This is a genomic window from Mycobacterium ahvazicum (genome assembly GCF_900176255.2).
GTDB lineage: Bacteria > Actinomycetota > Actinomycetes > Mycobacteriales > Mycobacteriaceae > Mycobacterium > Mycobacterium ahvazicum.
In genome coordinates, this window is sequence record NZ_FXEG02000003.1 from 663,944 (window position 1) to 687,067 (window position 23,124).

Consider the following 23,124-nt stretch of genomic DNA (forward strand, 5'->3'; position numbering starts at 1 on the left):
TTGCCTGGTCGCGACCACACCGACGACGTACTCGGGTCAACGCCCCAAACGTAGCAGCCTGGAGTGACAGCAACCCGAACCGGAAGGACAACGACTTTGCTGGGCATTCTCAAGCGGGCGTGGATTCCGCTGGTGATCGTCGCGGTTGCGGCCGTCGGGGGCTTCGTGGCTTACCGATTGCAGGGTGTGTTCGGCTCGCACCGAGTCGCGGAGGTGGGCCCGGTCGAGCAGATTGTGCCGATCAACGTCAAGCGCGTGGTTTACGAGGTTACCGGGCCCCCGGGCACGGCGGGTGTGGTCAATTACCTGGACGAGAACGCTCAGCCTCAGCGCGCAAGTTTCACCACCTTGCCGTGGTCATACACCGTGACCACGACCATGCCGGGAATGTTCGCCAACGTGGTGGCACAAGGGGACAGCAACATGCTCGGTTGCCGGATTCTGGTCAACGGTGTCGTGCGCGACCAGCAGTCCGTAGCCCGTTTCGACGCACAGGTTTTCTGCTTGGATAAAGCCGCATGAGCGGCGGCCACGCCGAGCGGCCTCTTGCGGCGCGGATGTTGCGGCGGTTGGCGGGGCCGGTCGTGTTGGGTTGGGTGGGGTTCGCCGTCGTCGTCAGCGGCTTCGTGCCTCGACTGGATCTGGTGGAACGGCAGAACTCGGTCGGCCTGTTGCCTAAGGATGCTCCGTCGCTGATCGCGATGAAGCGCATGGGCAAAGTTTTTCACGAGTTCGACTCCGACAGCGTCGCGATGGTGGTGCTGGTGGGCGACAAACCGCTGGGCGACGAGGCGCGTCGCTTCTACGACGATCTGGTGCGCCGGCTCGAGCGCGACACCGCGCATGTCGAGAAAGTGCAGAACTATTGGGGGGAATTGGTCACGGCGGGCGGCGAGCAGAGCGCCGATAGTAAGGCCGCTTACGTGCAGCTCAACCTCGCCGGCGACCAAGGCTCCTCGCGGGCGGATGAGTCGGTGCACTCAGTCGAGCAGATCGTGGCGCACTCTCATCCGCCGCCGGGTATCAAAGCATATGTGACCGGTCAGGCGCCGCTGACCACAGACTTGACTGAAGCCGGCGACCGGGGTCTGGCCAAGCGCACGGCGATCACGATCGCCGTGGCCGCGCTGATGTTGCTCATCGCTTACCGGTCGATAGCCACCTTGCTGATCGTGCTGGTGGTGATTTTTGTCGAACTGGCCACCGCGCGGGGAATCGTGGCATTCATCGGCAACTTTCACGTGATCGGCTTCACCACGTTCGCGGTCAGTCTGCTCATGGCGCTGGCCATCGCGGCCGGCACGGACTACGCGATCTTTTTTCTCGGCCGCTATCACGAAGCCCGTCAAAGCGGCGAAGACCGTGAAACCGCTTACTACACGACATACCGTGGAGTTGCCCATGTCGTGTTGGGTTCCGGGCTAACGATCGCCGGCGCGATGCTGTGTCTGCGGTTGGTCCGGCTGCCCTACCTCAATACGTTGGCGATTCCGTGCGCGGTGGCACTGGTCATCGTGATCGCGGCCTCGCTGACGTTGATGCCGGCTCTGCTGGCCATCGACGCGCGGTTCGGCTTACTCGACGCGAAGCGAAAGACCAATATTTACCGGTGGCGGCGACTAGCGACGGCCACGGTGCGCTGGCCCGCCCCGATCCTTGCCAGCGCTGTGGTTGTCTCAATAGTCGGGGGGCTGACCCTGCCGGGGTATCACACAAACTACGACGACCGCTATTACGTTCCCGCGAGCCTAGCGTCCAACGTCGGCGACCGTGCCGCCATCCAGCATTTCACCCATGCCCGGCTGAATCCGGACCTGTTGCTGGTCGAAGCCGACCACGACCTGCGTAACCCGGTGGACATGCTCGACCTGGATAGGATTGCGGCGAGTATCTTCCGGGTGCCGGGCATCGCGCGGGTGCAAAGCATCACCAGGCCGCTGGGATACAACATCGAGCACGGCACCATACCGTTCGCGATCGGCATGCAGCCCGTCCCGATCCGGGAGAACCTGCAGTATCTGAAGGACCGCTTGGCCGATATCCTGCGGCTGACTCGAGATGACCTCGGCGTCCAGATCGCGACGTTAGAGCGCATGTACACCGTGGAAAAGGAACTATCCGGGTCGATTAGCGACAGCGCTCGCGTCACAACTGACACCGCTGCAATCACGGATGGAATACGTGACCATCTCGCAGATTTTGACGATTTCTGGCGGCCACTTCGCAGTTACTTCTACTGGGAAAAGCACTGCTTCGACGTTCCGATATGTTGGTCACTGCGCTCCGTCTTCGACGCGTTGGATGGCTTCGACAAACTCGCCGAGAATTTCCACAAGCTGGCCAAGGACCTCCAACAAAGCGCTGACGCAACACAAGAGATGGTGACGTTGATACCGCCGATCATCGACGTTGCAAAGTCTATGCAGACTACCTTCTTCACGCTCTACAGCAGTTTTTCGGGGCTGATCACTCAAATGGACCGCATGACCGACACCAGCACACTCATGGGCGAATTCTTCGACAAAGCAAAAATTGACGGCCTCTTCTACATCGCGCCAGAAGTGTTCGACAGCCCTGACTTTAAGACCGGCCTCAGGCTGCTGGTTTCCCCCGACGGCAAATCCACCCGTATGATCATCACCCACAACATCGACCCCGCCAGCCCCGAGGCGATCTCCCACGTCGACGCAGAACTCAAGGCCGCACGCGAGGCGGTCAAAGAAACCCCCTTGGCCAGTGCGAAGTTATACCTGGGTGGCACGGCGGCTACTTACCGAGATATCCAAGAATCCACCAAATACGACGTCATGACCGAGGCCATCGCCGCGCTCATCCTGATCTTCATCGTCATGCTGGTCATCACCCGCGCGCTAGTCGCCTCGATGGTCATCGTCGGCACAGTCGTGCTCTCGCTAGCGACCGGCTTCGGCCTGTCGGTGCTGTTTTGGCAACACATCTATGGCTTGGAACTGCACTGGATCACCTTGCCTTTCGCAGTCACCATTTTGCTGGCCGTGGGATCTGACTACAACCTGTTGCTGGTCTCGCGGTTCAAGGAAGAAATCGGCGCAGGACTGAAGACCGGCATCATCCGGTCCGTAGGCGGCACCGGCGGAGTCGTGACCACGGCCGGCTTGGTGTTCGCCTTCACCATGGCCTCTTTGGCGGTCAACGAGCTGTACACGCTCAAACAGGGCGGCACCACCATCGGGCTGGGCCTGCTCATCGACACGCTGATCGTGCGCTCGCTGATGATCCCATCCACCGCTACCCTGTTGGGGCGCTGGTTCTGGTGGCCGCTACGGGTACGCTCCCGCCCAGCCAGCGAACTGCTCCGATCTGTGGGCCCCCGTCCACTGGTGCGCGCCCTGCTCCTGAGGGGGTAGTTTCCCGACTTGCCACTAATCTCAAATGCCTGTGCCGAAAACATCACCTGCTCAAGACTTTCTGGACAGCTTGGCGCGACGAGCAGCGCCCCGACGGTGCCGTTGTCTGGACTTCACCCAGCGGGCACACCTACACCACCCGGCCCGGCAGTCTCCTGCTATTTCCCACGCTGTGCCTGCCAACGGGCGAATTGGCCGGCGGGCCAAGGGCTGCCGACCGGCTCGACTGCCGCGGGGTCATGATGCCCAAGCGGCGGCGCACCCGAGAGCGAGATCGCGTCCGTCGCATCAACGCCGAACGTTCACTGAACGCCGCTCACGTCGCCGAACGAAATCAACCGCCGCCGTTCTAGAACTTTGGCAGGCCAGCTCCGCTCTACCGTGGATTGCATGGCCCGAACCCGCGACAGCGACGCGTGCCCCGGTGCGCTGCAGGTCCATCAGGCCGCCGACGGCGCTCTGGTGCGCGTGCGATTGCCCGGCGGGATGATCACCTCCGCGCAATTGGCGGCGCTGGCCGGCCTGTCCAGCGGCTTCGGCTCGGGAACGTTGGAACTGACGGTGCGCGGCAATGTGCAGTTGCGCGCGATCACCGACGTGGCGGCCGTCGCTGAGGGCATCGCCACGGCGGGGCTATTGCCGTCGGCGACGCACGAACGGGTGCGAAACATCGTCGCCTCGCCGCTGTCCGGCCGGGCGGGCGGACGCGCGGATGTGCGGGCCTGGGTGGACGCGCTGGATGCGGCGATCTGCGCCGAGCCCAAACTGGTCGATCTGGGCGGCCGGTTCTGGTTCAGCATCGACGACGGCCGCGCCGACGTGTCCGGGCTGGGCGCCGACGTCGGTGTGCACGTCTGCGACGACGGCTACGCGCTGCTGCTGATGGGACGCGACACCGGCCTGCGCATGGCGGCCGACGATGTGGTCACGACGCTGGTCGGGATCGCCGTCCGATTCACTGAGATACGCGAAAGCGCTTGGCGTATCAATGAATTGACTGACATCGAGGACCTGCTGCCCGGCCTGGATTTCGGTGCCGTCCCGTTTGCGCCGGTCGCCAAACCGCCAGTGGGCTGGATAGCCCAGGACTGGCCGGGTCACGAAGGCCGGGTTGCATTGGGCGCCGCAGTACCGCTGGGTGTGCTGCCCGCACAAACCGCGGAGTATCTCGCCCTGATCGAGGCCCCGATGGTGATCACGCCGTGGCGCTCGCTGCTGGTGTGCGACCTTGACGAGGGCGTCGCCGACGCCGCGCTGCGGGTGCTCGCGCCACTGGGTTTGGTATTCGACGAGAATTCCCCCTGGCTCGACATCAGCGCCTGTACCGGCAGTCCGGGCTGCGCGCGCTCAGCCGCCGATGTGCGGGCGGATGCGGCCGACCTGGTCGGGACGGATTCGTCGGCGCATCGTCACTTCGTGGGCTGCGAACGCGCGTGCGGCAGCCCGCCGACCGGACAGGTGCTGGTCGCCACCGGCGACGGATACCGGCTGCTTCGAAGTTAGGGGGCCGTAGGGTGGGCAGGTGCTCGACTACATCCGCGACGCGGCGGAGATCTACCGCCAGTCGTTCGCGACCATCCGCGCCGAGGCCGACTTGGCCCGATTCCCCGCCGACGTGGCCCAGGTCGTCGTCCGGCTGATCCATACCTGCGGGCAGGTGGACGTCGCCGAGCATGTCGCCTTCACCCGGGACGTGGTGGCCCGGACCGGCGCCGCGCTGCGAGACGGCGCTCCCGTGCTGTGCGATTCGTCGATGGTGGCCGCCGGGATCACCAAAGCACGGCTGCCCGCCGGCAACGAGGTCGTGTCGTTGGTGGCCGACCCTCGCGCACCCGAGTTGGCCGCGCGACGGCAGATCACCCGGTCGGCGGCGGGCGTCGAACTGTGGGCCGACCGGCTCGACGGCGCGGTGCTGGCGATCGGCAATGCCCCTACCGCGCTGTTCCGGCTGCTCGAGCTGATCGACGAGGGCGCCCCGGCGCCGGTGGCGGTGCTGGGCGGCCCGGTCGGATTCGTCGGCTCGGCACAGTCCAAGGTGGAGCTGATCGAACGCCCGCGCGGGATGTCGTATCTGGTGGTGCGGGGCCGCCGCGGCGGCAGCGCGATGGCCGCCGCAGCCGTCAACGCGATCGCGAGCGATACCGAATGACTGACTCCTCAGACCAGCGAGGCGTGCTGTGGGGCGTCGGCCTGGGCCCCGGCGATCCGGAGTTGGTGACCGTCAAGGCGGCGCGGCTGATCGGCGAGGCCGACGTCGTCGCGTACCACAGCGCCCGGCATGGCCGCAGCATCGCGCGCGGCATCGCCGAACCGTATCTGCGGCCCGGCCAGATCGAGGAGCACCTCGTCTATCCGGTGACCACCGAGGTAAGCGATCATCCCGGCGGCTACGCCGGTGCGATGGAGGACTTCTATATCGAGGCCACCGAGCGCATCGCCGCGCACCTCGACGCGGGACGCAATGTGGCGCTGCTGGCCGAAGGCGATCCGCTGTTCTACAGCTCGTATATGCATCTGCACACCCGGCTGACGCAGCGGTTCGACGCCGTCATCGTGCCCGGCGTGACGTCGGTAAGCGCTGCCTCGGCGGCCGTGGCTATCCCGCTGGTGGCCGGCGACGAGGTGCTGTCGGTGCTGCCGGGAACCCTGCCTGTCGCCGAGCTGACCCGCCGGCTCGCCGACGCGGACGCCGCCGTGGTGCTCAAGCTGGGCCGTTCGTATCGCACTGTGCGAGAAGCTCTTTCGGCGTCCGGGCGACTGGACGAAGCGTTCTACGTGGAGCGGGCCAGCACCGCCGCGCAACGTGTCTCGCCGGCCGCTGCCGTAGACGAGGCCAGCGTGCCCTATTTCTCGCTGGCCATGCTGCCGGGCGGCCGCCGGTTGCAGGAACGCTCGCCGGCCGGCGCCGTCGCCGTCGTGGGTCTGGGCCCCGGCGACCACGACTGGATGACACCGCAGAGCCGACGTGAGCTGGCCGCCGCGACCGATCTGATCGGCTACGGCAACTACCTCGATCGCGTCCCGGTGCGCGACGGCCAGCAGCGCCACCCCAGCGACAACACCGACGAACCCGCGCGGGCGCGCCTGGCCTGCGCACTGGCCGAACAGGGCCGCGCCGTCGCGGTGGTCTCGTCGGGCGATCCGGGGGTGTTCGCAATGGCCACCGCCGTGCTGGAAGAGGCCAAGCAGTGGCCCGGGGTTCAGGTTCGCGTGATCCCGGCGATGACCGCGGCCCAGGCCGTCGCCAGCCGCGTCGGTGCGCCGCTGGGTCACGACTATGCGGTGATTTCGCTGTCGGATCGGCTCAAGCCGTGGGACGTGATCGAGACGCGCCTGAGCGCCGCGGCGGCGGCCGATCTGGTGCTGGCCGTCTACAACCCCGCGTCCAAGAGCCGGACCTGGCAGGTCGGCGCCATGCGCGACATCCTGCTGACCCACCGCGAACCGGGGACGCCGGTGGTGATCGGCCGCAACGTGTCGGGGCCCGACGAGGATGTCCGCGTGGTGCGGCTGGCCGACCTTGATCCGGCCGACGTCGACATGCGCTGCCTGCTGATCGTCGGTTCGTCTCAAACCCAGTGGTACACAGACGATTCCGGCGACAAGGTGTTCACGCCGCGGCGCTACCCTACCTGAAGCCCGCTAGTCCTTGCCCCAGGTTTTCGGCAGCATCGGCACGGACGGACCGTCATTGAGCCCGTCACTGGTCAGCGTCGTCAGCCCCGCGGCGCGGTCCGCGCCGGATTTGGCTGCGGCACCGGCGAATCCGAGCGGCCCGGCGCCCGACTCCCCGGCCGTGGTGGCGGGTTCGTCGTCCGGCGCGGCGGGGGTGTCCTCGAGGTCCATGTACTCGTATCGGTAGGCCTTGTCCTTTGCGGTTCCGCCGCGACGGCGGCGGGCCTTCAACCGCTCCTTGGCGGATGCCGCCGCCGACGCGGCCGGAGCGTCAGCGTCGTCCGGTGCGGGCTCCTCGGACTTGCGGCGGGATCGGTTTCGCGCGCTGGCACTCCCCGAAAGGCCGGACAGCCCAACGGCATACAGCGCGTCGGACAGGCCGGCGCCGAGTCCGGTCGTACTGGTCGGGCCGAAGCCAACCCCGGGGCCGCCACCGACCGGTGGGGCACCGTGCGCGGGCATGGCCGTTGCCGTCGCGGGCGCCGGAGCGGGCGCGCTGACACTCGAGCTGGTCGGCACATTGCCGAATCCCGCTGGAGCCGGCGCGGTGGGCATTGGCGTGGGCGCCATCGCGGGCAACGGCGGCTGGATCGACAGGGGAACCGCGGTGCTCACCGCGATCGCCGCGGCGCCCGCCGCCGCCCCGGCACCCGCCGCAGCGGCGACGGCCATCATGGCCGGGATGGCGACGACGGCCAGCTGAACCGCGACCTGGATGAACGGCCAGAAAATCATCAGGGTGTGGAAGATGGCCCAGCCCATCGCGCTGGCCAGCGTCGGCGACAGCCCCAACTGCGTGAAAAAGGAGGCGAGGCTGTTGACCCAGGGCACCGGCGGGAACGGCCAGCCACCGGGGTTGAGTTCCTTGGATACCGGCCAGGCAAAACTGGTCGTGTACTGCCGAATCCACGCCTCGAGCTGATCCATCCAGGACGGGTACTGCGGCGCCGCGGTGGTGGCTTGCTGCTGGGTGGTCGACGTGGTGGCGGCCGCCGTCATGATCTGTGGTGCGGGGGTCGACGGCGGCACCGCCGCGAGCGCGGATTCGCTGACCGCCTCATAGGTGCTCATCGTCGTGGCCGCCTGCACCCACATACGCGCATAGTCGGCCTCGTTGACGGCGATCGGGATCGTGTTGATGCCGAAGAAGTTCGTCGCGACCAGAGTGCCGTGAATCACGTGGTTCGCGGCGAGCTCGCCCATCGTGGGCATCGCGGCCAGCGCGGCCGTGTAGGCGCCGGCGGCCGTCTCGTGCAATGCGGCCGCGGCGGTGCTGTCCGCTGAGCTGGCGAGCAGCCAGGTCAAGTACGGGGCGTGGACGGCGACGTACTGCTCCGCGCTTGGGCCCTGCCACTCCCCGGCCTGCACCGCGCCCAGCAGCCCGGTGAGTTCGTCGGCGGCGTCGGCGTATTCGGTGCTCAACGCCGACCACGCTCCGGCCGCCGCCAGCAGCGGCCCCGGTCCGGGCCCACTGCTCAGCAGCGTGGAATGCACCTCGGGTGGAAACGCGAGCCAGATCGGGGCGGTCATGAAAGCGGGCCTTCCGGGGCGATGTGGGCTGTCCTCAGTGGTCGTTGCGGCGCACGATTTAGTTCCCACCGGGTTTCTTCTTTGCGCCCGGCGCGTGCATGCGCAACGATGCAGGGATGCGGTGTGATGTTGCGCGTGAAGCGCTTTCCGCCCGATTGGACGGCGAGCGAACGGACGTGCTTGCCCAGCAGGTGGATGCCCATCTGGAGACGTGCCGTGGGTGTCGTACCTGGTTAATCGGTGCGGCAACCCAGACTCGGCGGCTGGCCTCGATCGAACCCGGTGACGGCCCGGACCTGGTCGCCCGAATCATGGCGAGCATCGACGAGGACCCCGCAGCGCGTAACGGCTGGATGCGCGCCGTTCGGGCGCGCTACGCGCGGTGGGGACTCATCGCCGTGGGCGCCTTCCAAGTCTTGATCGCGGCTGCGCAAATCGGCGGAATGAGCTTCGGGATGGTGTCGCATCACATGCACGGCGCGATGTCCGGCGAGCACCTGCTACACGAGTCCACGGCCTGGTTGTTGGCGTTGGGGGCGGCCATGATCGCGGCCGGAGTCTGGCCGGTGATGGCGACCGGCGTCGCGGCGATAGCCGGCGCGTACTCCCTCGGACTGATGGGTTATGTGGCCGCTGACGCCCTGGACGGCCAGGTGACCGCGACACGCGTCGCCAGCCACGTGCCCGTGCTGCTGGGGCTGGCGTTCGCGGTGTTGGTGGCGCGCGAGCGAACCGGCGGCCGCGGGTCGGGCGAGTCCGACTTCGACGCTTTCGACGGCGAGCTGCCCGCCAGTTTCCCCACTCGCCGCCGTGGCCATCTGCGGCCGATCAACCGTTCCCCGTCGGACCTCGCCGCAACGTCTACGACGGCCCGTCGTAGACTGATCGAACCCGCGCAACTAAGGTGGTTGGCCATGACCGCGTCCAGCGACGACGAGGCCGTGACCGAACTGGCCTTGGCAGCCGCACGCGGGAACGAGCGAGCTCTCGAGGCATTCATCAAAGCCACCCAGCAAGACGTGTGGCGGTTCGTCACCTACCTTTCCGACGCGGGCAACGCCGACGATCTGACTCAGGAAACCTTCCTGCGGGCAATCGGGGCGATCGAGCGGTTCTCCGGCCGCTCCAGTGCCCGCACCTGGCTGCTGTCCATCGCGCGCCGCGTGGTCGCCGATCACATCCGCCACGTCCAGTCGCGGCCGCGCACCGCCCCGGGTGCTAATCCCGAGCACGTACGCAACAGCGACCGGCACGCGCGCGGATTCGAGGACCTGGTCGAGGTGACGACGATGATCGCCAACCTCACTCCCGAGCAACGCGAGGCCCTGCTGCTGACCCAGCTGCTCGGGCTGCCCTACGCCGACGCCGCCGCCGTGTGTGGCTGCCCGGTGGGCACCATCCGGTCCCGTGTCGCCCGGGCCCGCGATGCACTGATGGCCGACGCGGAACGCGACGACCTCACCGGTTAGGCCTGGCGCGCAACCCAATCCGCCGCCTGTTCGACGGTGTCGGCCTTGAGCACGCCGTCCGGCAGTGGCGGTCGCTGGACCATGACCACCGGAATGCCCAGTGCCGCAGCCGCATCCAGCTTCGCCTTCGTCATGTCGCCACCGCTGTTCTTGGTCACCAGGGCGTCGATGCCGTGCTCGCGCATGAGGACGATTTCGTTGTCGTAGTCGTACGGCCCACGGGACAACAGCACCTGGTGACTGCGGGGTAGGTCGGCCTTCTCCGGTTCGGTGACCGCGCGGATCAGGAACCATGCGTCGCTTTTCGCGAAGGCCTTGGTTCCCGAGCGGCCAGTGGTGAGAAATATCCGTTCATACCGTTGGCTGGCAACGGCTTTCGCGGCTTCGCTATCGGACTTTACGACCTGCGCGGCGCCGGGTTCCCAGGCCGGGCGGGCCAGCACCAGGTGCTTGATGCGCAGTTCTGTGCAGGCCTGCGCGGCGTGCGCGGTCATGGTCGCCGCGAAGGGGTGGGTGGCGTCGACGACGGCATCGATGTCGTGTTCTCGCAACCAGTTTTTGAGGCCGTCGACGCCACCGAATCCGCCGATGCGCACTTCGCCGACGGGCAGCGCCGGGTCGGGGACTCGCCCGGCCAGCGAGCTGATCACGTCGACGTCGGGGTGCAAGACTTTGGCGAGCGCGCGCCCCTCAGCGGTGCCACCGAGCAGCAGTACCCGCATCAGTGCCGACTCCCGCGGGTTCGCCCGGCCGAGTACAGGTAGCTGTCCGTATAGCCCTCGGCGGCAAGCACATCGCCGACGATGATGACGGCGGTCTTGGTGATGCCGGCCTGGTGCATTTGGTCGGCGATGTTCTCTAGCGTGCCGCGCAGGGTCATTTCTTGCGGCCAGCTTGCGAAAGCCACGACAGCTGTTGGGGTTTCGGGCGGGTAGCCGCCTTGCAGGAGTTGCGGAACAATGGCGTCGATCTGAGCGGCGGCCAAATGCAGCACCAGCGTGCCGCCGGATTGGGCGAGGGTGGGCAGGTCTTCACCGGCGGGCATGGCCGTCGACAGCGTCGATACCCGGGTCAGCGTGACGGTCTGCGCCACTCCCGGGACGGTGAGCTCTTTCTTCAGGACAGCCGCTGCAGCCGCGAAAGCCGGTACACCGGGCACGATTTCGTAGCCGATTCCCAGCGCTTCGAGCCGGCGGCATTGCTCGGCCACCGCGCTGTACAGCGACGGATCGCCGGAGTGCAGTCGAGCGACGTCGTGGCCTTTGTCGTTCGCATCGGCGAGTTCGGCGACGATCTGCTCGAGCGTCAACGGTCCGGTGTCAACGATTTTCGCGCCGGGCGGGCACAGGGCCAAGAGGTCGTCCGGCATGATCGAGCCCGCGTAGAGGCATGTTTCACATCGTTGCAGCAATCGTTGGCCGCGAACGGTGATCAGGTCGCCGGCCCCGGGGCCGGCGCCGATGAAGTATACCGTCACTTCGTCACCGCCCACTGAGTGACCGGGTATTGCGGGCGCCAGCCGGTGAAGCCGCCCAGCGGTTCACCCTGATAGAGCTGAAAACGTCGCAGTTCACCGCCGAGTCGTGAATATGCCTGCAGTAGTTCAGCTTCCGATTCTATGGTCACGACATTGGCGACCAGGCGCCCTCCTTGTGCAAGTCGCTCAAGGCAAGCGTCGAGGAGGCCTTGATGGGTCAGGCCGCCACCGATGAAGATGGCGTCCGGCTTTGCGGCGCCGTCGAACTGGCCGGGCGCTTCGCCCCGCACCTCGACGGTGACGCCGAAGGCGGCGGCATTGAACTCGATGTTCTTGCGGCGCTGCTCGTCACGCTCGAACACCACTGCGGTGCAACCCGGCCAACTGCGACACCATTCGACCGCGATGCTGCCCGAGCCCGCGCCCACGTCCCACAATCGCTCACCGGGCCGTGGTTGCAGAGCCGCGAGGGTGACCGCGCGCACGCCCTGTTTGCTGATCTGCCCGTCGTGAGCGAACGCTGCGTCGGGCAACGGCGTGATGCGTTCGTCGGGCAGATAGCGGACGGCGATCACGTTGAGGTCGTCGATGTCGTCGTCGGCCCAGTCGCGGGCGATGCCGTCGCGGCGGCGTTCGGCCGGGCCGCCCAGTTGTTCGAGCACGCTGAACTCGGAATCACCGCGGCCGTGCGCGATGAGTAATTCGCTCAAGGCTTTCGGCGTGGACCCGCTCTGCGACAGCACGATCGCTTGTCCGCCGCGGCGTACCGCGGTGCTCGGCGCCGCGGTGACGAGGCTGATCACCTCGGTGTCGTGGACGTTCCAGCCCATTCGGGCGCACGCCAGCGTCACCGACGAGACGTGCGGTAATACTTTGATCTTTTCCGTGCCGTGCAGGCGGATCAGCGTGCCGCCGATGCCGTGCAGCAGTGGGTCGCCGCTGGCGACGACGTGAATGTCTGGGCCGTCGAGCGGAAGTGCTTGCAGGGCGGGCATCATCGGAGACGGCCACTCTCTGCGTTCGGCGGTGAGTGTTTCGTCGAGCAGTTTCAGCTGTCGTTCGGCGCCGTAAATGACTGTGGCCATTTGCAATTCGTGCTTTGATTCTGCGGATAGGCCGGCCATGCCGTCGGCGCCGATGCCGACCACGACGATCATCGCGGCATCCTGCGCCAGAGGAACTGTGGCAGCATCCGCATCACGGCCGCCGCAGGTCCCAGCGCCCACGGGATCCACACCGTTCGCCGACCCTTGTCGAGGGCTTGGGCCGTTGCGGCGGCCACCTGCTGCGGGGTGCTGGACAGCGGTGCCGGGGTCATGCCCTCCGTCATACGCCCGATCACGAAGCCGGGGCGCGAGATGAGCAGGTGCACCCCGCTGCCGTGCAGCGCGTCGGCCAAGCCGCTGGCGAAGCCGTCCAGGCCGGCCTTCGCTGAACCGTAGACGTAGTTTGCCCGACGTACCCGTGCGCCCGCGATCGAGGAGAACACCACCAACGAGCCCCGGCCCGCGGTGCGCATGGCGTTGGCCAGATGGGTGAGCATGCTGACCTGGGCGACGTAGTCGGTCTGCACGACGGCCACCGCGTGTGCGGCATCGGCCTCGGCGCGGGTCTGATCGCCCAGGATTCCGAAGGCCAGCACCGCGGTGGCAATGGGTCCGTGCTCGGCGATGACCGCTGCGACCAGCGGGGCGTGCGAGGCGAGGTCGTCGGCGTCGAACTCCCTGGTGTGGACCGCTTTCGCGCCGGCGGTTCTGACGGCGGCGACCTGCTCGTCGAGCTGATCGGCTCGGCGAGCGGCCAGCACCACCGTTGACCCTTTGGCAAGGCGGCATGCGAGCTCGATACCGATCTCGCTGCGGCCGCCGAGAATTAGAACTGGACCTGCGCCCGTGTCGTCCACGGCTGCGATTATCACCTGCGCTAGCGTGAGCGGTGATGGCGAACACTACGACGCGGCTGACCAACGATGCTTTGGCGTTCCTGTCCGAGCGTCACCTGGCGATGCTGACCACGCTGCGCGCTGACAACTCGCCGCATGTGGTGGCCGTCGGATTCACCTTCGACCCGGTGACTCACATCGCGCGGGTGATCACCAGCGGGGGCACGCAGAAGGCCGTCAACGCCGACCGTGCCGGGGTGGCCGTGCTCAGCCAGGTCGACGGCGCGCGCTGGATTTCGCTTGAAGGCCGGTCCAAGGTCAACAACGACGCCGATGCCGTGCGCGACGCGGAGCTACGGTATGCGCAGCGCTATCGCACGCCGCGCCCAAACCCGCGACGGGTGGTCATCGAAGTGCAGATCGAGCGGGTGCTCGGGTCGTCAGACCTGCTCGACCGCGGCGGCGAGTAGTTTTCGCCGTTCCCGCTTAGCCGAAACCTTATACAGGGGTTCCACGATTATTGCCGGGCCTTTGCAAGAGTAGATCGTCGTGCTCATGCTTACGACAAGCCTGTACGAATTCGATCGCCGCTGTGCGGTCACGTAGAAAATCACGATACTGATCTGGCGTTAGTTCGTAATACTCTTCATAGTCAACGATGCCATTACTTACTGGTATTGATGCATAGCACCGACCGGAGACGGACTCTATTCCAATTGAATATCTGTCGTCTCTTGAAAAATACGTGTCTTCAAATTTCATCGGTATTCCGCCCTACTGGAAGATATCCGTGACAATGTATTCGCCGGGAGGTATATCCTTACCATCCACGACCGCCTCCGATGCGCCGTTGGGTAGGCGCCCGCCTGGGATCCATTGGTCGTTCGCTCCTGCTTCATTGCCCGAGGGAATCCGTAACTTAAATTCTGAGGGATCAGATATGTCTATCCTAACAATACTATTGGAATCGAGAAAGCCTTCAGGAAGACCGAGCTCAGCCTCCATCGCACGTGGACCACCTTTGCTGCCATTGATCATTGCGTCAGCTTCGCTTCTCGGCATTACGAACGAGGTGCCGTCCCGTTGAGCAATCCCATATTTTTCCAGATTGCTTTCTGGCATGAACCGTGTAGCCCCTTCAGCGAATTTATCGAGGTGTCGCTGAATATACTCCGGGGATAGGTACTCCGAGGGGTCAGGACGACTACCTTTCGGTGTACTGAGGATTTCGTCGCGCTTCTCATCGCTGAGCCCGTCCATCGAAGAGACGTCGCCATGGGCTCCGTCACCATGGTCAGACGATTCTGACGCGCCGTTATTTGGCTTCCCGCCTTCCGGCTTGCCGTCGTGGGGGGATCCTGTTGAGTCGCCGCGGCCAAGGGGCCAACCGTCGCCAGGGCCGCGGGGGCTTCGACCACCTGCCGCATCGTGCGGGCTGCCCGGGGAGCCGTCCTCGCCAAGCCCGCGCCATCCGCCGCCACCTGGAGGAGTTAGTTCGGCTGATGGCGCGCTGGAGGGCGCGAGATGTGAAGGCGATCCGTTGGGTGCCGCAGATGCGAGCGCCGGTGCCTGCTGCGCAGAGGGCGCGGCGGCCGGCGGTGTTTCAAGCAGAGCCCCATCAGCCGCCCGCGGTAAAAGAGCCGGATTTGGTTCTTCGAGCTGCGAATTGCGTGACGGCAAGTGCTCGGTGGGTGCGGCCGACACCGATGCGGGCTCTCGCGGGCCTCCCGCGGGCGCGGACAGTGGCCCGTGCGGCACCTCGCCGGGCCTAGGAACCGATTCGTACGGACCGACCGGCGCCTCTGGGCGACCCGGGGCCGAACCACCTGGCGCCGTTGGCGAATGAGGCGCTGGCGCACCGGGCGGCGCTGGTTCCACCGGTCGTGGCGGCGGCACCTTTGGAGCTTCGAGCGGCGGCGGGTTGACCGGACGACCGCCTGCCGGAAGATCTGTTTTGGGCAGGTCGAGTTTCAGGTTGTCGAGGTCTTTACTCAGGTTGGTGCCGGCCTTGCCGATGTCGCCCAGCGCGCCCCCGGTAACCGCGAATTCTCCGGCACGCCCCGCTGCGCCTGCGCCTTCCGCGGCCTCTTCGGCACCACGTGCAGCCGCAGACCCTGCTTTCGCCCCCGCACCGGCTTCGCCAAATCCGGGCATAAACAAGGTCGCGCCATCAAAAACGTTCTCCCCGAACCCCAAGCCCGGCCGAGCTGTGCTCCAATCATCAAGATGCAGAAGCGATTTCCACATCTGCAGGTTGGCCGCCCCGCCTTCCCGCGGATGCAGAATTTCGTTGAGAAGACTTGCCCTGAACTGGCCCTGCACCATGTCCTTCCAGGTGGTCTCCGCGCCCTGGGGATCGAGGAGCGACCATGGCGCTGCTAAATCGCCTAGGCCTAGGGCCGTTTGGGCGGCTACTTTGACAACCCCCTCATTCGCATTGACGAAAAAGTCGAATGCAGTCGCGACCTGGTTTCCGACTGCGTCACCCAGGAAGTGGGTGAAATGACCGCGCATGGACTTCTCCATGTCGACAACCAAGCCGTCGGCAACCTGCATCAGCAGTCTGATCCCGTGCTCGAATTCCCGCGCTTGCCTTCCCAGGTCGTGCAACACGGCGTTGACGTCACGGGCGATCTCTTTGACTTCTTCGAGCGCATCGCCATCGAGTATCGAGACGATGTCATGCCAGACGTCGGTCAGCGATTCCAAGCGGCGCAACAGCTTTCGGATGTCGTTCTGAGCTTTGGAAACCTGCCCGGCGAAATCATCGAGGACGGTCGCCATATGCCAGCATTGAGCCCCCAACTTGGCCATCGCGACGCCGATGCGCGATAAGACTTGATTGATCTTTTCGCCTTCGGGGATCTGCTGTGTACCGACCAGCGTCTTCGATCCATCCAGCGCACCCTGCATCCCGCTCACCGCTGAGCTAAATGTGCGCCAGCACCCGGCCGCTGAACGTATAGCTACCACGTCGCCGTTCGGCCAGACATCGTCGACGAAGGACTGCACGACCGCCCACAACAGCGGCGGGGGCTCACCTGGGCCCAATGTTCCCGGCGGCCCCGGCGCGCCAATGCGGGCCGGCTCCGCTGGTGGGTGCAGCACGCTCGCACCGCCACCCAGGCGCGAGGCCGCTTCAGCCTGCGACCAGTTCGATGCGTCGACTTGGATCATGACGCCATTGCGCCGACAGGCATTGATCGCTGCCGCCGCAGCCTTCAACAACGACTCCGCCGTCGCTTGATACGACAGCCCGAACACCTCACCGGCAACATCCAAACCAGTGTTGGCGCCGAATCCCGCCGTCAACACTGTCATCGCCGCGTACGGGCCGCCCCCCGCCGCAACCACGGCGCTGCCCGCGGCGGATAGCGAGTCTGGGTCGACAGCAACGGGTGCCACAGGCGAGATTTTTGCCCGAGCGGGCCGTCGACGCTATTCACCTCGGATAGCGTTGCGACGCTAGCCAAGAGCATTTCGCCACTCCAGGCCGCCCATCAACTTCCCTGCGTGTGGCTACTCGTGTCTATGTCCGGGCGTGGCTAGTAACGGTGAATTGACCGACATCCATTGCCGTAGTTAGCCTGACGGTTACCACAGCGCGAGGTCTATAGCGCATTTTGGAGTTTCGGGGCGCGTGCGGCGGGAAAGAGTTGGCGGGCTGTCCGAAGTCGGAGGGGTGACGATGTTGATTGACACCGAACATCTGCCCTCTTCGCACGCTCATAACTCGGTTCGTCATCCTTCATGCGGGCTGCTGCCATCGACGGTGTTTTGCGCCTCCCTAACGGAGCCTCGGACGTCACGATGCAACTTCGCTGGATAAGTGTCCCCGAGTTGATAGCCGAAGCTGGCGGTGACCCCTGGGCGATCAACCGGAGCTTGCAAGTCGGACGCCCAGCCCAAATTTCGGACTTGGCGGAGGCCTTTCATGCCGCAGGCCGGTGCACGACCGAGTCCAGCAATGCATTCGACGAAGCGCGTCGGCGCTTCGAGGCTTCGTGGAACCGAGAGAACGGCGATCACCCCGTCAATGACTCCGCCGAAGTACAGAGGGTGGCCAAAGCGCTCGGCGCACAATCGCTAGAGCTGCCCAAAATCGGGGTCGAGTTGGAACGCATCGCCGCCACCTTGGCCGAAGCCCAACGAACCGGCGCCGTGTTCATCTCTAATCTGGAGACCCAATTAGAAGTCATCGATAGCGAACTCGGCGCAGACTTCGAGCTGGAAAACAGCGGGCAGCTTACCGGTGCGGAATTGGCCGTCGTTTCGCAACACGTCACAGACCTGATAGACCTGGCGATCGCCGACACCAGGTCAGCACTTGGCCAGCTGAAATCAATCCGTGGCGCATATTCCAGCGACCTGCAAAGTGCGCTGAATACGTTGCGTACCGAGGGCTACGATGCGACAGCAATTCAGCCGATGGATGCGCCCGGAACTGCCGCGGACGCCGGAGCCCAGGCCGATCAAAGGCAGAACCAAATCGATGCTTTTGCAAAGGTTTTCGGCCGGACGCCAAGCTCAGCGGCCGACTGGGAGACAGCTGCAGCGCTCGACCCGCACAGCTATGCACCCAAGAACGGCGGCCACCCGCCCAACATAATTGTGGGGCGCATCAAACCCGTACCTGGGCAGGGCGTGGTCCGGACAAACATGTTCATTCCCGGCCGCGCAGTATGGGATCCACAGGTTGACTGGCCGCCGATACATGACAATCTTGGCGATAACCGAGGCTTCTCCCCTACTGCTGGGCCCGAGGAGTCACGGGTGTCCATCTATGTCGATTACGAGAACGGCATAATCGTTGCGCGGCAGAACCCGTCAATCGACGAGAAGACCGGTCAGATCCGCGCCGGAACACCCAGCATTTCGGCGGTCCAACAAAGCAACGGCTCAGTACTGATCAAGTACAGCGCCGCGGATCCACTCTCGCCTGGAGGGGAAGACATTGCCAAGGCAATACCTTTCGATGTCAATGGCACTATCGCGATCGAACCTACGCCCGGAGGACCACGCGTAGGCGGCACCGTGACAAACTTTCCTGCGATCGAGATTTATTGCGATACACCGGGCGGAACAACTACACCACTAGTCCAGTCGTGGCCTCTGTTCGCGGATGACGCCCGCGGACCTGCGGCAGGTCTCTGGTGGCACAGGCCAATTGGTGATGCAGCTCTTGAGCTGTCCTTCAACGATCAGGGCCCGGCTCCCAGGGTTCCGACCCCTCCGCATAGCGGTCACTTGCCCCCCGTGGCGCCAATCGGCCCGGCCCTCGTTGCGAGCCCACCGGGCATGTATCCCCTCGGACCTGTCGACCGTCCACCGGAAATCGGCGTGCACGATCCCGTTATAATTTTGCCGCAGCTGCCGGCCAGATAGAAAGAGGGGACTGGTCGAATGAAAGAGCCAATCGACTGGATACGTACAGTATTTCTCGGCGCAATCTTTGGCGGCTTCCTCTGGGCGATCATATTAACAGTGCCGTATTCTGCGATATACGGACATACGACATCGCTCGATTTTTACTCATTTGTCTCTACCGTGTCGATCGGTATCCTCGTCGCTGGATTCACCCTGTACTTCAGGGCAAGAACGTCGCGCTGGCGCAGTACAGCCGTTGGGATTATTTTGGCCCCCATGACCGGTTGGTCGGTCTTGCTGTTCATTACCTTGACTGTGGTATTGCCTAGGCATGGGCAGTACTGAGGTGGGATCTGCGGAACGCAACGACTCATTCAAGTACGCCCAGAATCATCCGATCCAGCTCCTAGCCGGACTTTTCGCCGGCGTTATGTCGACGCTTCTCACATTCGGTTTGTTGTGGTTCTTTGCGCCCGTCCTGCCCCTAACTTTATCCGGAATTACTATGCCGTTCCGCCGCGCAAGAGCATTCTCTATCGGGGCCCTGGCCGCGTTTGCGGGCGTCGTTGCTTTCGTCGGGTCGTTCGCAATATTGACTGTCATATTGTCGCTGGCAATTGGATCGACGCCTCCGCCATCTGCAGGTTTCCACTAAGAGTGCGGTCATGAATGCCTGCGGTGAATTGACCAGCATCGGTGGCCGGGTTAGCCTCGCCAGGGGATAAGGGGGCCAGGCGACCAAGTCGGATCCACAGTGTCCGGAACATACGAACAGCACGACGGTCGTAGTGACGACGACACACGCTTAGCAACGGGGGATAACGATGTTCATCGGCTGCTTCACCAACGATGGCTCCGGCTCCGTCCGCCTTAAGGAGCGCGGGGGGCGTCATGAGCGGTGACGATGAAATTCGAATAATTCTCGAGCACCTGGCCAAGTTGAGTGGCGGTCCACCACCCCCGGGGATCACGCCCGATCAGCTGGCCACCGGCACAGTTCCGTTGAGCCAGCTACTGAGAGCGCTTGGCCTCGCCGCCAATAGCGGCGATCCCAGCGACATGACCGATGCCCAAACCGGTCACGCCGAACGGGGCGCGAAAACCGCTGACGCTATGGCCAAATTCCCTGCGAACGAAGCAGAGTCGGCCGGGAAGTTGGGCGGTGCCGGCAGCCCGGCCGAGATGGCGCAGCAGATTCCGCAGATGATCTCGGGCGTCGCTGGTGGTATTTCCGGGGCCATGCAAGGGCTGCTCCAGCCGTTGAGCCAGCTTCCGCAGCAGGCGGCTCAAATCGGACAGCAGATGATGCAAGCGGGCATGGGTGCGATGCAGCACGGAGCGGGAGAAGCGGCGGCGATCCCGGGTGAGCTGACGGGATCCACCAGCGGCGCCGGTGCAGGCGCGGGCGGTGGCGGCGCGGGCGGCGGCGGACTCGGCGGCGCCACCACACCGACAGGAAGCCTCAATCCACTGCCTGCACCATCTGCCGGCACTGAGCCCGCGTCAGCGCGTGCCAGCTCAATCCCGCCGGCGAGTGCGTCGGCACCGACTAGCGCGTCGCGGGGTGGGATGGGCGCGATGCCGATGATGCCGCCGGGTGCCATGCACGGAGCCGGTAGCGGCGGCAAGGACGAGAAGCCCGACACCAAAAGGATTGTCGCGCCATCGGTCAAGAACGGCGCTCCGGTCCAGGGTCGTATCACAACACCACCGCCGGTTCCTGAAGTCGTCAAACGTGTTGAAGGCAAACCAGTTGCGAGTCGACGCATCATCCTGCCGGAGCAAAAGCGCGACGACGACGACAAGGATGCGAACCGGTAGCGACGGCCGACACGAGGCGCTAGCTAATTTTGCTGGCAGCTAGATCGTCTGTGCAGGAAAGATTTTCGGCTGCTTTTTCTGAGCATCACGTTGTTGTCGATCGCCGACTCGCATCAGGCACATCCCAAAACGCGACCCGGCGGAAACTGGGGTGCTCGATGCCACTGAAGAGGTACGCTCCCCGCGTGTCCAACCCGCCTTTTCCGCCGCCGTCACCTACTCCTGCTCTATGGCCTACGCCGACCGTCGCACCCAAACAGCCGTCGCGGTCATTCACGATTGCCGCGTTCGCGATTGCGCTCGCGGCAGTCGCCGTCGCGATCGGTAGCTGGTTTCGTCCTCTACCAGACAACAAACCGACTGGACCGAACTACACGAGCAACCAGATTACAGACGCCAATCAAGGGTGTGCGCGGCGTTTTCGAAGGCGAACAACGCAGTAAGGGCAGCGACCGCGCGGGACAAGGGCTCAGACTACGCCACGCAACTAGCTTCAGCGGTGAACGTCCGGCAAGCGCTACTGGCAGCCAGTCAGTCCTTGTCAACCACCTTAAACGACGCACCAGCCGCCCCCGCCGACATCGCTTCAAACGTTCACAATCTCATCAGCTCCTGCTCGCGGGTGGGCTCAAAGATCCACGGCAGGCGAGCTCCTGGTGGTCGGGCCCTACCTCGGATGCCTACCAGGCTCTGACGGTCGCCCTAATTGCCGGCACTTCCGAATCAGAGAAAAGCCCGATCTTGCATTCTGGCGATGAAGCGACTTCGGCACTTGAGGACCTTTGCAGATAAGCTGCGACTGAACAAACCATTGCACGTTACCCATTTCTGTGGTTCTTTCGGGAACTTTTATAGATTCGCTCGAGAATGGGTGACTGGCATTATTTCGAATGGGCGATAAGATTGAGGCTGTGTCGAACTTCGGACTACCTCCGTCGCCCACATCACCCTCGTGGCCAGCACCCATGCCATCCTCGCGCAGGCAGCCTTGGCTGATTTCCGCGCTACTCAGCGTTGCGCTGCTGGTGACGTTCGGTGTCGCGATCGTCGGCTGGTTTCGACCGGTGCAGCCCAAACCGCCACCCGCTCCCACCTACACCGCGAAACAGGTTGCAGACGCAAAGGCGCAAGTGTGTGCCGCCCACGAAAAGGTGCATAATGCGATCAAAGCGAGTTCGGCTCGCGAGCGGGGCGCCGACCCAACCGCCCAATTAGTGTTCGCAATCAATGGTCAACAATCAATTCTCGCGGGAAGCGAGTTTCTTCGGACAACGCTTTCGCAGCAGCCAGCAACGCCAGAAGATCTGGCTAGAACAGTGCGGAGACTCACCGACGTTTTTCAAGAGCTTGTGGTTGACTATCAGAATGGAATTCCCGATTCTGAAATGGAGCCAACCCTACGCGCAAGTGACGATGCAACTATAACAATCCAAGGTATGTGTAAATGATCTTCCCGCCAGGGGACTACTCGATACCCATTGTCGGTGACCAATGGGTGTTTGACCAAGACCTAATGATACTTTCGCATGGCAAGGTTAACCGCGGGACTATCAAGACGGGATTTTCCAATTTTGCAGACACGCTGCGCAATGCGCAAACTGGACCGCTAGCCGACCAACGGGGCCATACGGCAGATGATCTCCGCAGCGCTTACCGCCAGGGCGAAGAGCAATCACGAGAGGTCGCAGAGAAGAACGGTGTGAAGGAGAACGCTTACGGCACCGCATACGATAGCATCGTAAGCCTCCAGCACGACCTAACTAACATCGCCGAGGAGGCCAATAACCGGATCAAGGAAATACAGAATTCCAAGTTGCCGACGGAAGCTAAGGTAACCCAGACAATTGCATTGGTGCACCAATATCGCGCTCAGGCGAGCATGGTTGCAGCAAAATATTCCGGCAACATATTTGATGCGATGCAACAGATCCTTGATTTAGAGGGAACCGGGCAGTCAGCACGTCAATTCGCACAAGCCAACGGTGTCAATGTCGGGCAAATGTTTCGGCCACCCGAAGACGAAAAAAATCTAGAGGAATACGTTAGGGGCAACCTCGGCCATAGCGGGGCGCAGGCAGGCGCCCCACCAGGCTTCACCACACCACAGCCGGGCACCACACCACAACCGAGCGCCACTCCCGGCTTCGCCACACCACAGCCGGGCACCACACCACAACCGAGCGCCACTCCCGGCTTCGCCACACCACAGCCGGGCGCGGCACCGCCCGTCGGAGGGCAGACTGCGCCTGCCGGCGTCGCCACTGGGGCCTCGACAAACTTCCATTCCGCAACTGGCAAACCGCCTCCGTCTGCCGACGGGCAAGTTGTTCCTGGCGCACCCGGCTCTCGCACGAACCTGACGTCGACGTTTAAATCTCCTTCGCCTCTTACGCCTGCGGACGCACGGTTGCCGTCCCCCTCGATCTTGCCCAGTGCACCATCCGCGTCTGCCCCATCCCCGCTCGCGCCACCTAACCCGGGTGTACATACTGCGGTGCCGTCAACGGCCGCTACCCC

At 64.3% G+C, this 23,124-nt stretch carries 18 protein-coding genes and 1 pseudogene; 12 read left to right on the plus strand and 7 right to left on the minus strand.

Translation table 11 applies throughout. From position 1 onward, the window contains the following. Positions 1-96: 96 nt before the first annotated feature. From MAAFP003_RS15765 to MAAFP003_RS15790, 5 genes are all read left to right on the plus strand, one after another. Positions 97-522, plus strand: coding sequence for an MmpS family transport accessory protein (locus tag MAAFP003_RS15765; RefSeq protein ID WP_042909771.1), 426 nt, complete (start codon positions 97-99; stop codon positions 520-522). Further along, positions 519-3,386 (plus strand): MMPL/RND family transporter, encoded by a 2,868-nt coding sequence (locus MAAFP003_RS15770; protein WP_096288366.1) that lies wholly within the window; start codon positions 519-521, stop codon positions 3,384-3,386. The genes MAAFP003_RS15765 and MAAFP003_RS15770 overlap by 4 nt, the downstream gene beginning before the upstream one ends. A gap of 390 nt (positions 3,387-3,776) precedes the next feature. Continuing rightward, on the plus strand, positions 3,777-4,889 hold the full coding sequence (gene cobG, locus MAAFP003_RS15780) for a precorrin-3B synthase (RefSeq protein ID WP_096288368.1): 1,113 nt from the start codon (positions 3,777-3,779) through the stop codon (positions 4,887-4,889). Positions 4,890-4,908: 19 nt separating this feature from the next. After that, on the plus strand, positions 4,909-5,535 hold the full coding sequence (locus MAAFP003_RS15785) for a precorrin-8X methylmutase (RefSeq protein ID WP_096288370.1): 627 nt from the start codon (positions 4,909-4,911) through the stop codon (positions 5,533-5,535). Beyond that, on the plus strand, positions 5,532-7,022 hold the full coding sequence (locus tag MAAFP003_RS15790; RefSeq protein ID WP_096288372.1) for a precorrin-2 C(20)-methyltransferase: 1,491 nt from the start codon (positions 5,532-5,534) through the stop codon (positions 7,020-7,022). Before MAAFP003_RS15785 ends, MAAFP003_RS15790 begins: the two co-directional genes overlap by 4 nt. A gap of 6 nt (positions 7,023-7,028) precedes the next feature. Here the strand turns inward: MAAFP003_RS15790 and MAAFP003_RS15795 are convergent, their stop codons facing one another. Then, positions 7,029-8,591, minus strand: coding sequence for a PPE family protein (locus tag MAAFP003_RS15795; protein ID WP_096288374.1), 1,563 nt, complete (start codon positions 8,589-8,591; stop codon positions 7,029-7,031). A 116-nt stretch (positions 8,592-8,707) separates the two neighbouring features. On the opposite strand from MAAFP003_RS15795, the pseudogene MAAFP003_RS29645 reads away from it, so the two are divergent. Both MAAFP003_RS29645 and sigC read left to right on the plus strand, forming a co-directional pair. Next, positions 8,708-9,325: pseudogene (locus tag MAAFP003_RS29645) on the plus strand (DUF2275 domain-containing protein); the annotation flags it as partial. A 180-nt stretch (positions 9,326-9,505) separates the two neighbouring features. Then, positions 9,506-10,060: an RNA polymerase sigma factor SigC gene (gene sigC, locus MAAFP003_RS29650; RefSeq protein WP_243394144.1), complete on the plus strand. Its 555-nt coding sequence runs from the start codon at positions 9,506-9,508 to the stop codon at positions 10,058-10,060. Here sigC and MAAFP003_RS15805 read toward each other — a convergent pair. Genes MAAFP003_RS15805 through dprE2 form a run of 4 tightly spaced genes read right to left on the minus strand, consistent with a single transcriptional unit; the run spans position 10,057 to position 13,440 of the window. Beyond that, positions 10,057-10,782, minus strand: a complete 726-nt coding sequence (locus tag MAAFP003_RS15805; RefSeq protein WP_096288378.1) for a cobalt-precorrin-6A reductase — start codon at positions 10,780-10,782, stop codon at positions 10,057-10,059. The two genes, sigC and MAAFP003_RS15805, sit on opposite strands and share 4 nt — an antisense overlap. Then, the gene (cobM, locus tag MAAFP003_RS15810) at positions 10,782-11,537 is read right to left on the minus strand and encodes a precorrin-4 C(11)-methyltransferase (RefSeq protein ID WP_096291190.1); all 756 of its coding nucleotides are present in this window, start codon (positions 11,535-11,537) and stop codon (positions 10,782-10,784) included. Before cobM ends, MAAFP003_RS15805 begins: the two co-directional genes overlap by 1 nt. Further along, on the minus strand, positions 11,534-12,694 hold the full coding sequence (cbiE, locus tag MAAFP003_RS15815) for a precorrin-6y C5,15-methyltransferase (decarboxylating) subunit CbiE (RefSeq protein WP_096288380.1): 1,161 nt from the start codon (positions 12,692-12,694) through the stop codon (positions 11,534-11,536). Before cbiE ends, cobM begins: the two co-directional genes overlap by 4 nt. Continuing rightward, positions 12,691-13,440: a decaprenylphospho-beta-D-erythro-pentofuranosid-2-ulose 2-reductase gene (gene dprE2 / locus MAAFP003_RS15820; protein WP_096288382.1), complete on the minus strand. Its 750-nt coding sequence runs from the start codon at positions 13,438-13,440 to the stop codon at positions 12,691-12,693. The genes cbiE and dprE2 overlap by 4 nt, the downstream gene beginning before the upstream one ends. A 35-nt stretch (positions 13,441-13,475) precedes the next feature. Between dprE2 and MAAFP003_RS15825 the strand changes: the two genes are divergently transcribed. Further along, entirely contained in the window at positions 13,476-13,889 is a 414-nt protein-coding gene (locus MAAFP003_RS15825) for a F420-dependent biliverdin reductase (protein WP_096288384.1), read from the plus strand. 28 nt (positions 13,890-13,917) lie between these two features. Here the strand turns inward: MAAFP003_RS15825 and MAAFP003_RS15830 are convergent, their stop codons facing one another. Beyond that, positions 13,918-14,181, minus strand: a complete 264-nt coding sequence (locus MAAFP003_RS15830; protein ID WP_096288386.1) for a hypothetical protein — start codon at positions 14,179-14,181, stop codon at positions 13,918-13,920. 12 nt (positions 14,182-14,193) lie between these two features. Beyond that, entirely contained in the window at positions 14,194-16,824 is a 2,631-nt protein-coding gene (locus MAAFP003_RS15835; protein WP_096288388.1) for a WXG100-like domain-containing protein, read from the minus strand. Between the two features lie 405 nt (positions 16,825-17,229). On the opposite strand from MAAFP003_RS15835, the gene MAAFP003_RS15840 reads away from it, so the two are divergent. The 4 genes from MAAFP003_RS15840 (at position 17,230) to MAAFP003_RS28960 (ending at position 22,055) form a co-directional block, all read left to right on the plus strand. Continuing rightward, positions 17,230-18,804 carry a putative alpha/beta hydrolase gene (locus MAAFP003_RS15840; RefSeq protein ID WP_423790901.1) on the plus strand — a complete coding sequence of 525 codons (1,575 nt, stop codon included), beginning with the start codon at positions 17,230-17,232 and terminating at the stop codon, positions 18,802-18,804. A gap of 18 nt (positions 18,805-18,822) precedes the next feature. Further along, positions 18,823-19,131, plus strand: a complete 309-nt coding sequence (locus tag MAAFP003_RS15845; protein WP_096288392.1) for a hypothetical protein — start codon at positions 18,823-18,825, stop codon at positions 19,129-19,131. Positions 19,132-19,677: 546 nt separating this feature from the next. Further along, positions 19,678-20,607 (plus strand): hypothetical protein, encoded by a 930-nt coding sequence (locus tag MAAFP003_RS15855; RefSeq protein WP_243394070.1) that lies wholly within the window; start codon positions 19,678-19,680, stop codon positions 20,605-20,607. Between the two features lie 1,025 nt (positions 20,608-21,632). Continuing rightward, positions 21,633-22,055 carry a hypothetical protein gene (locus MAAFP003_RS28960; protein ID WP_133160864.1) on the plus strand — a complete coding sequence of 141 codons (423 nt, stop codon included), beginning with the start codon at positions 21,633-21,635 and terminating at the stop codon, positions 22,053-22,055. The last annotated feature ends 1,069 nt before the right edge of the window (positions 22,056-23,124 follow it).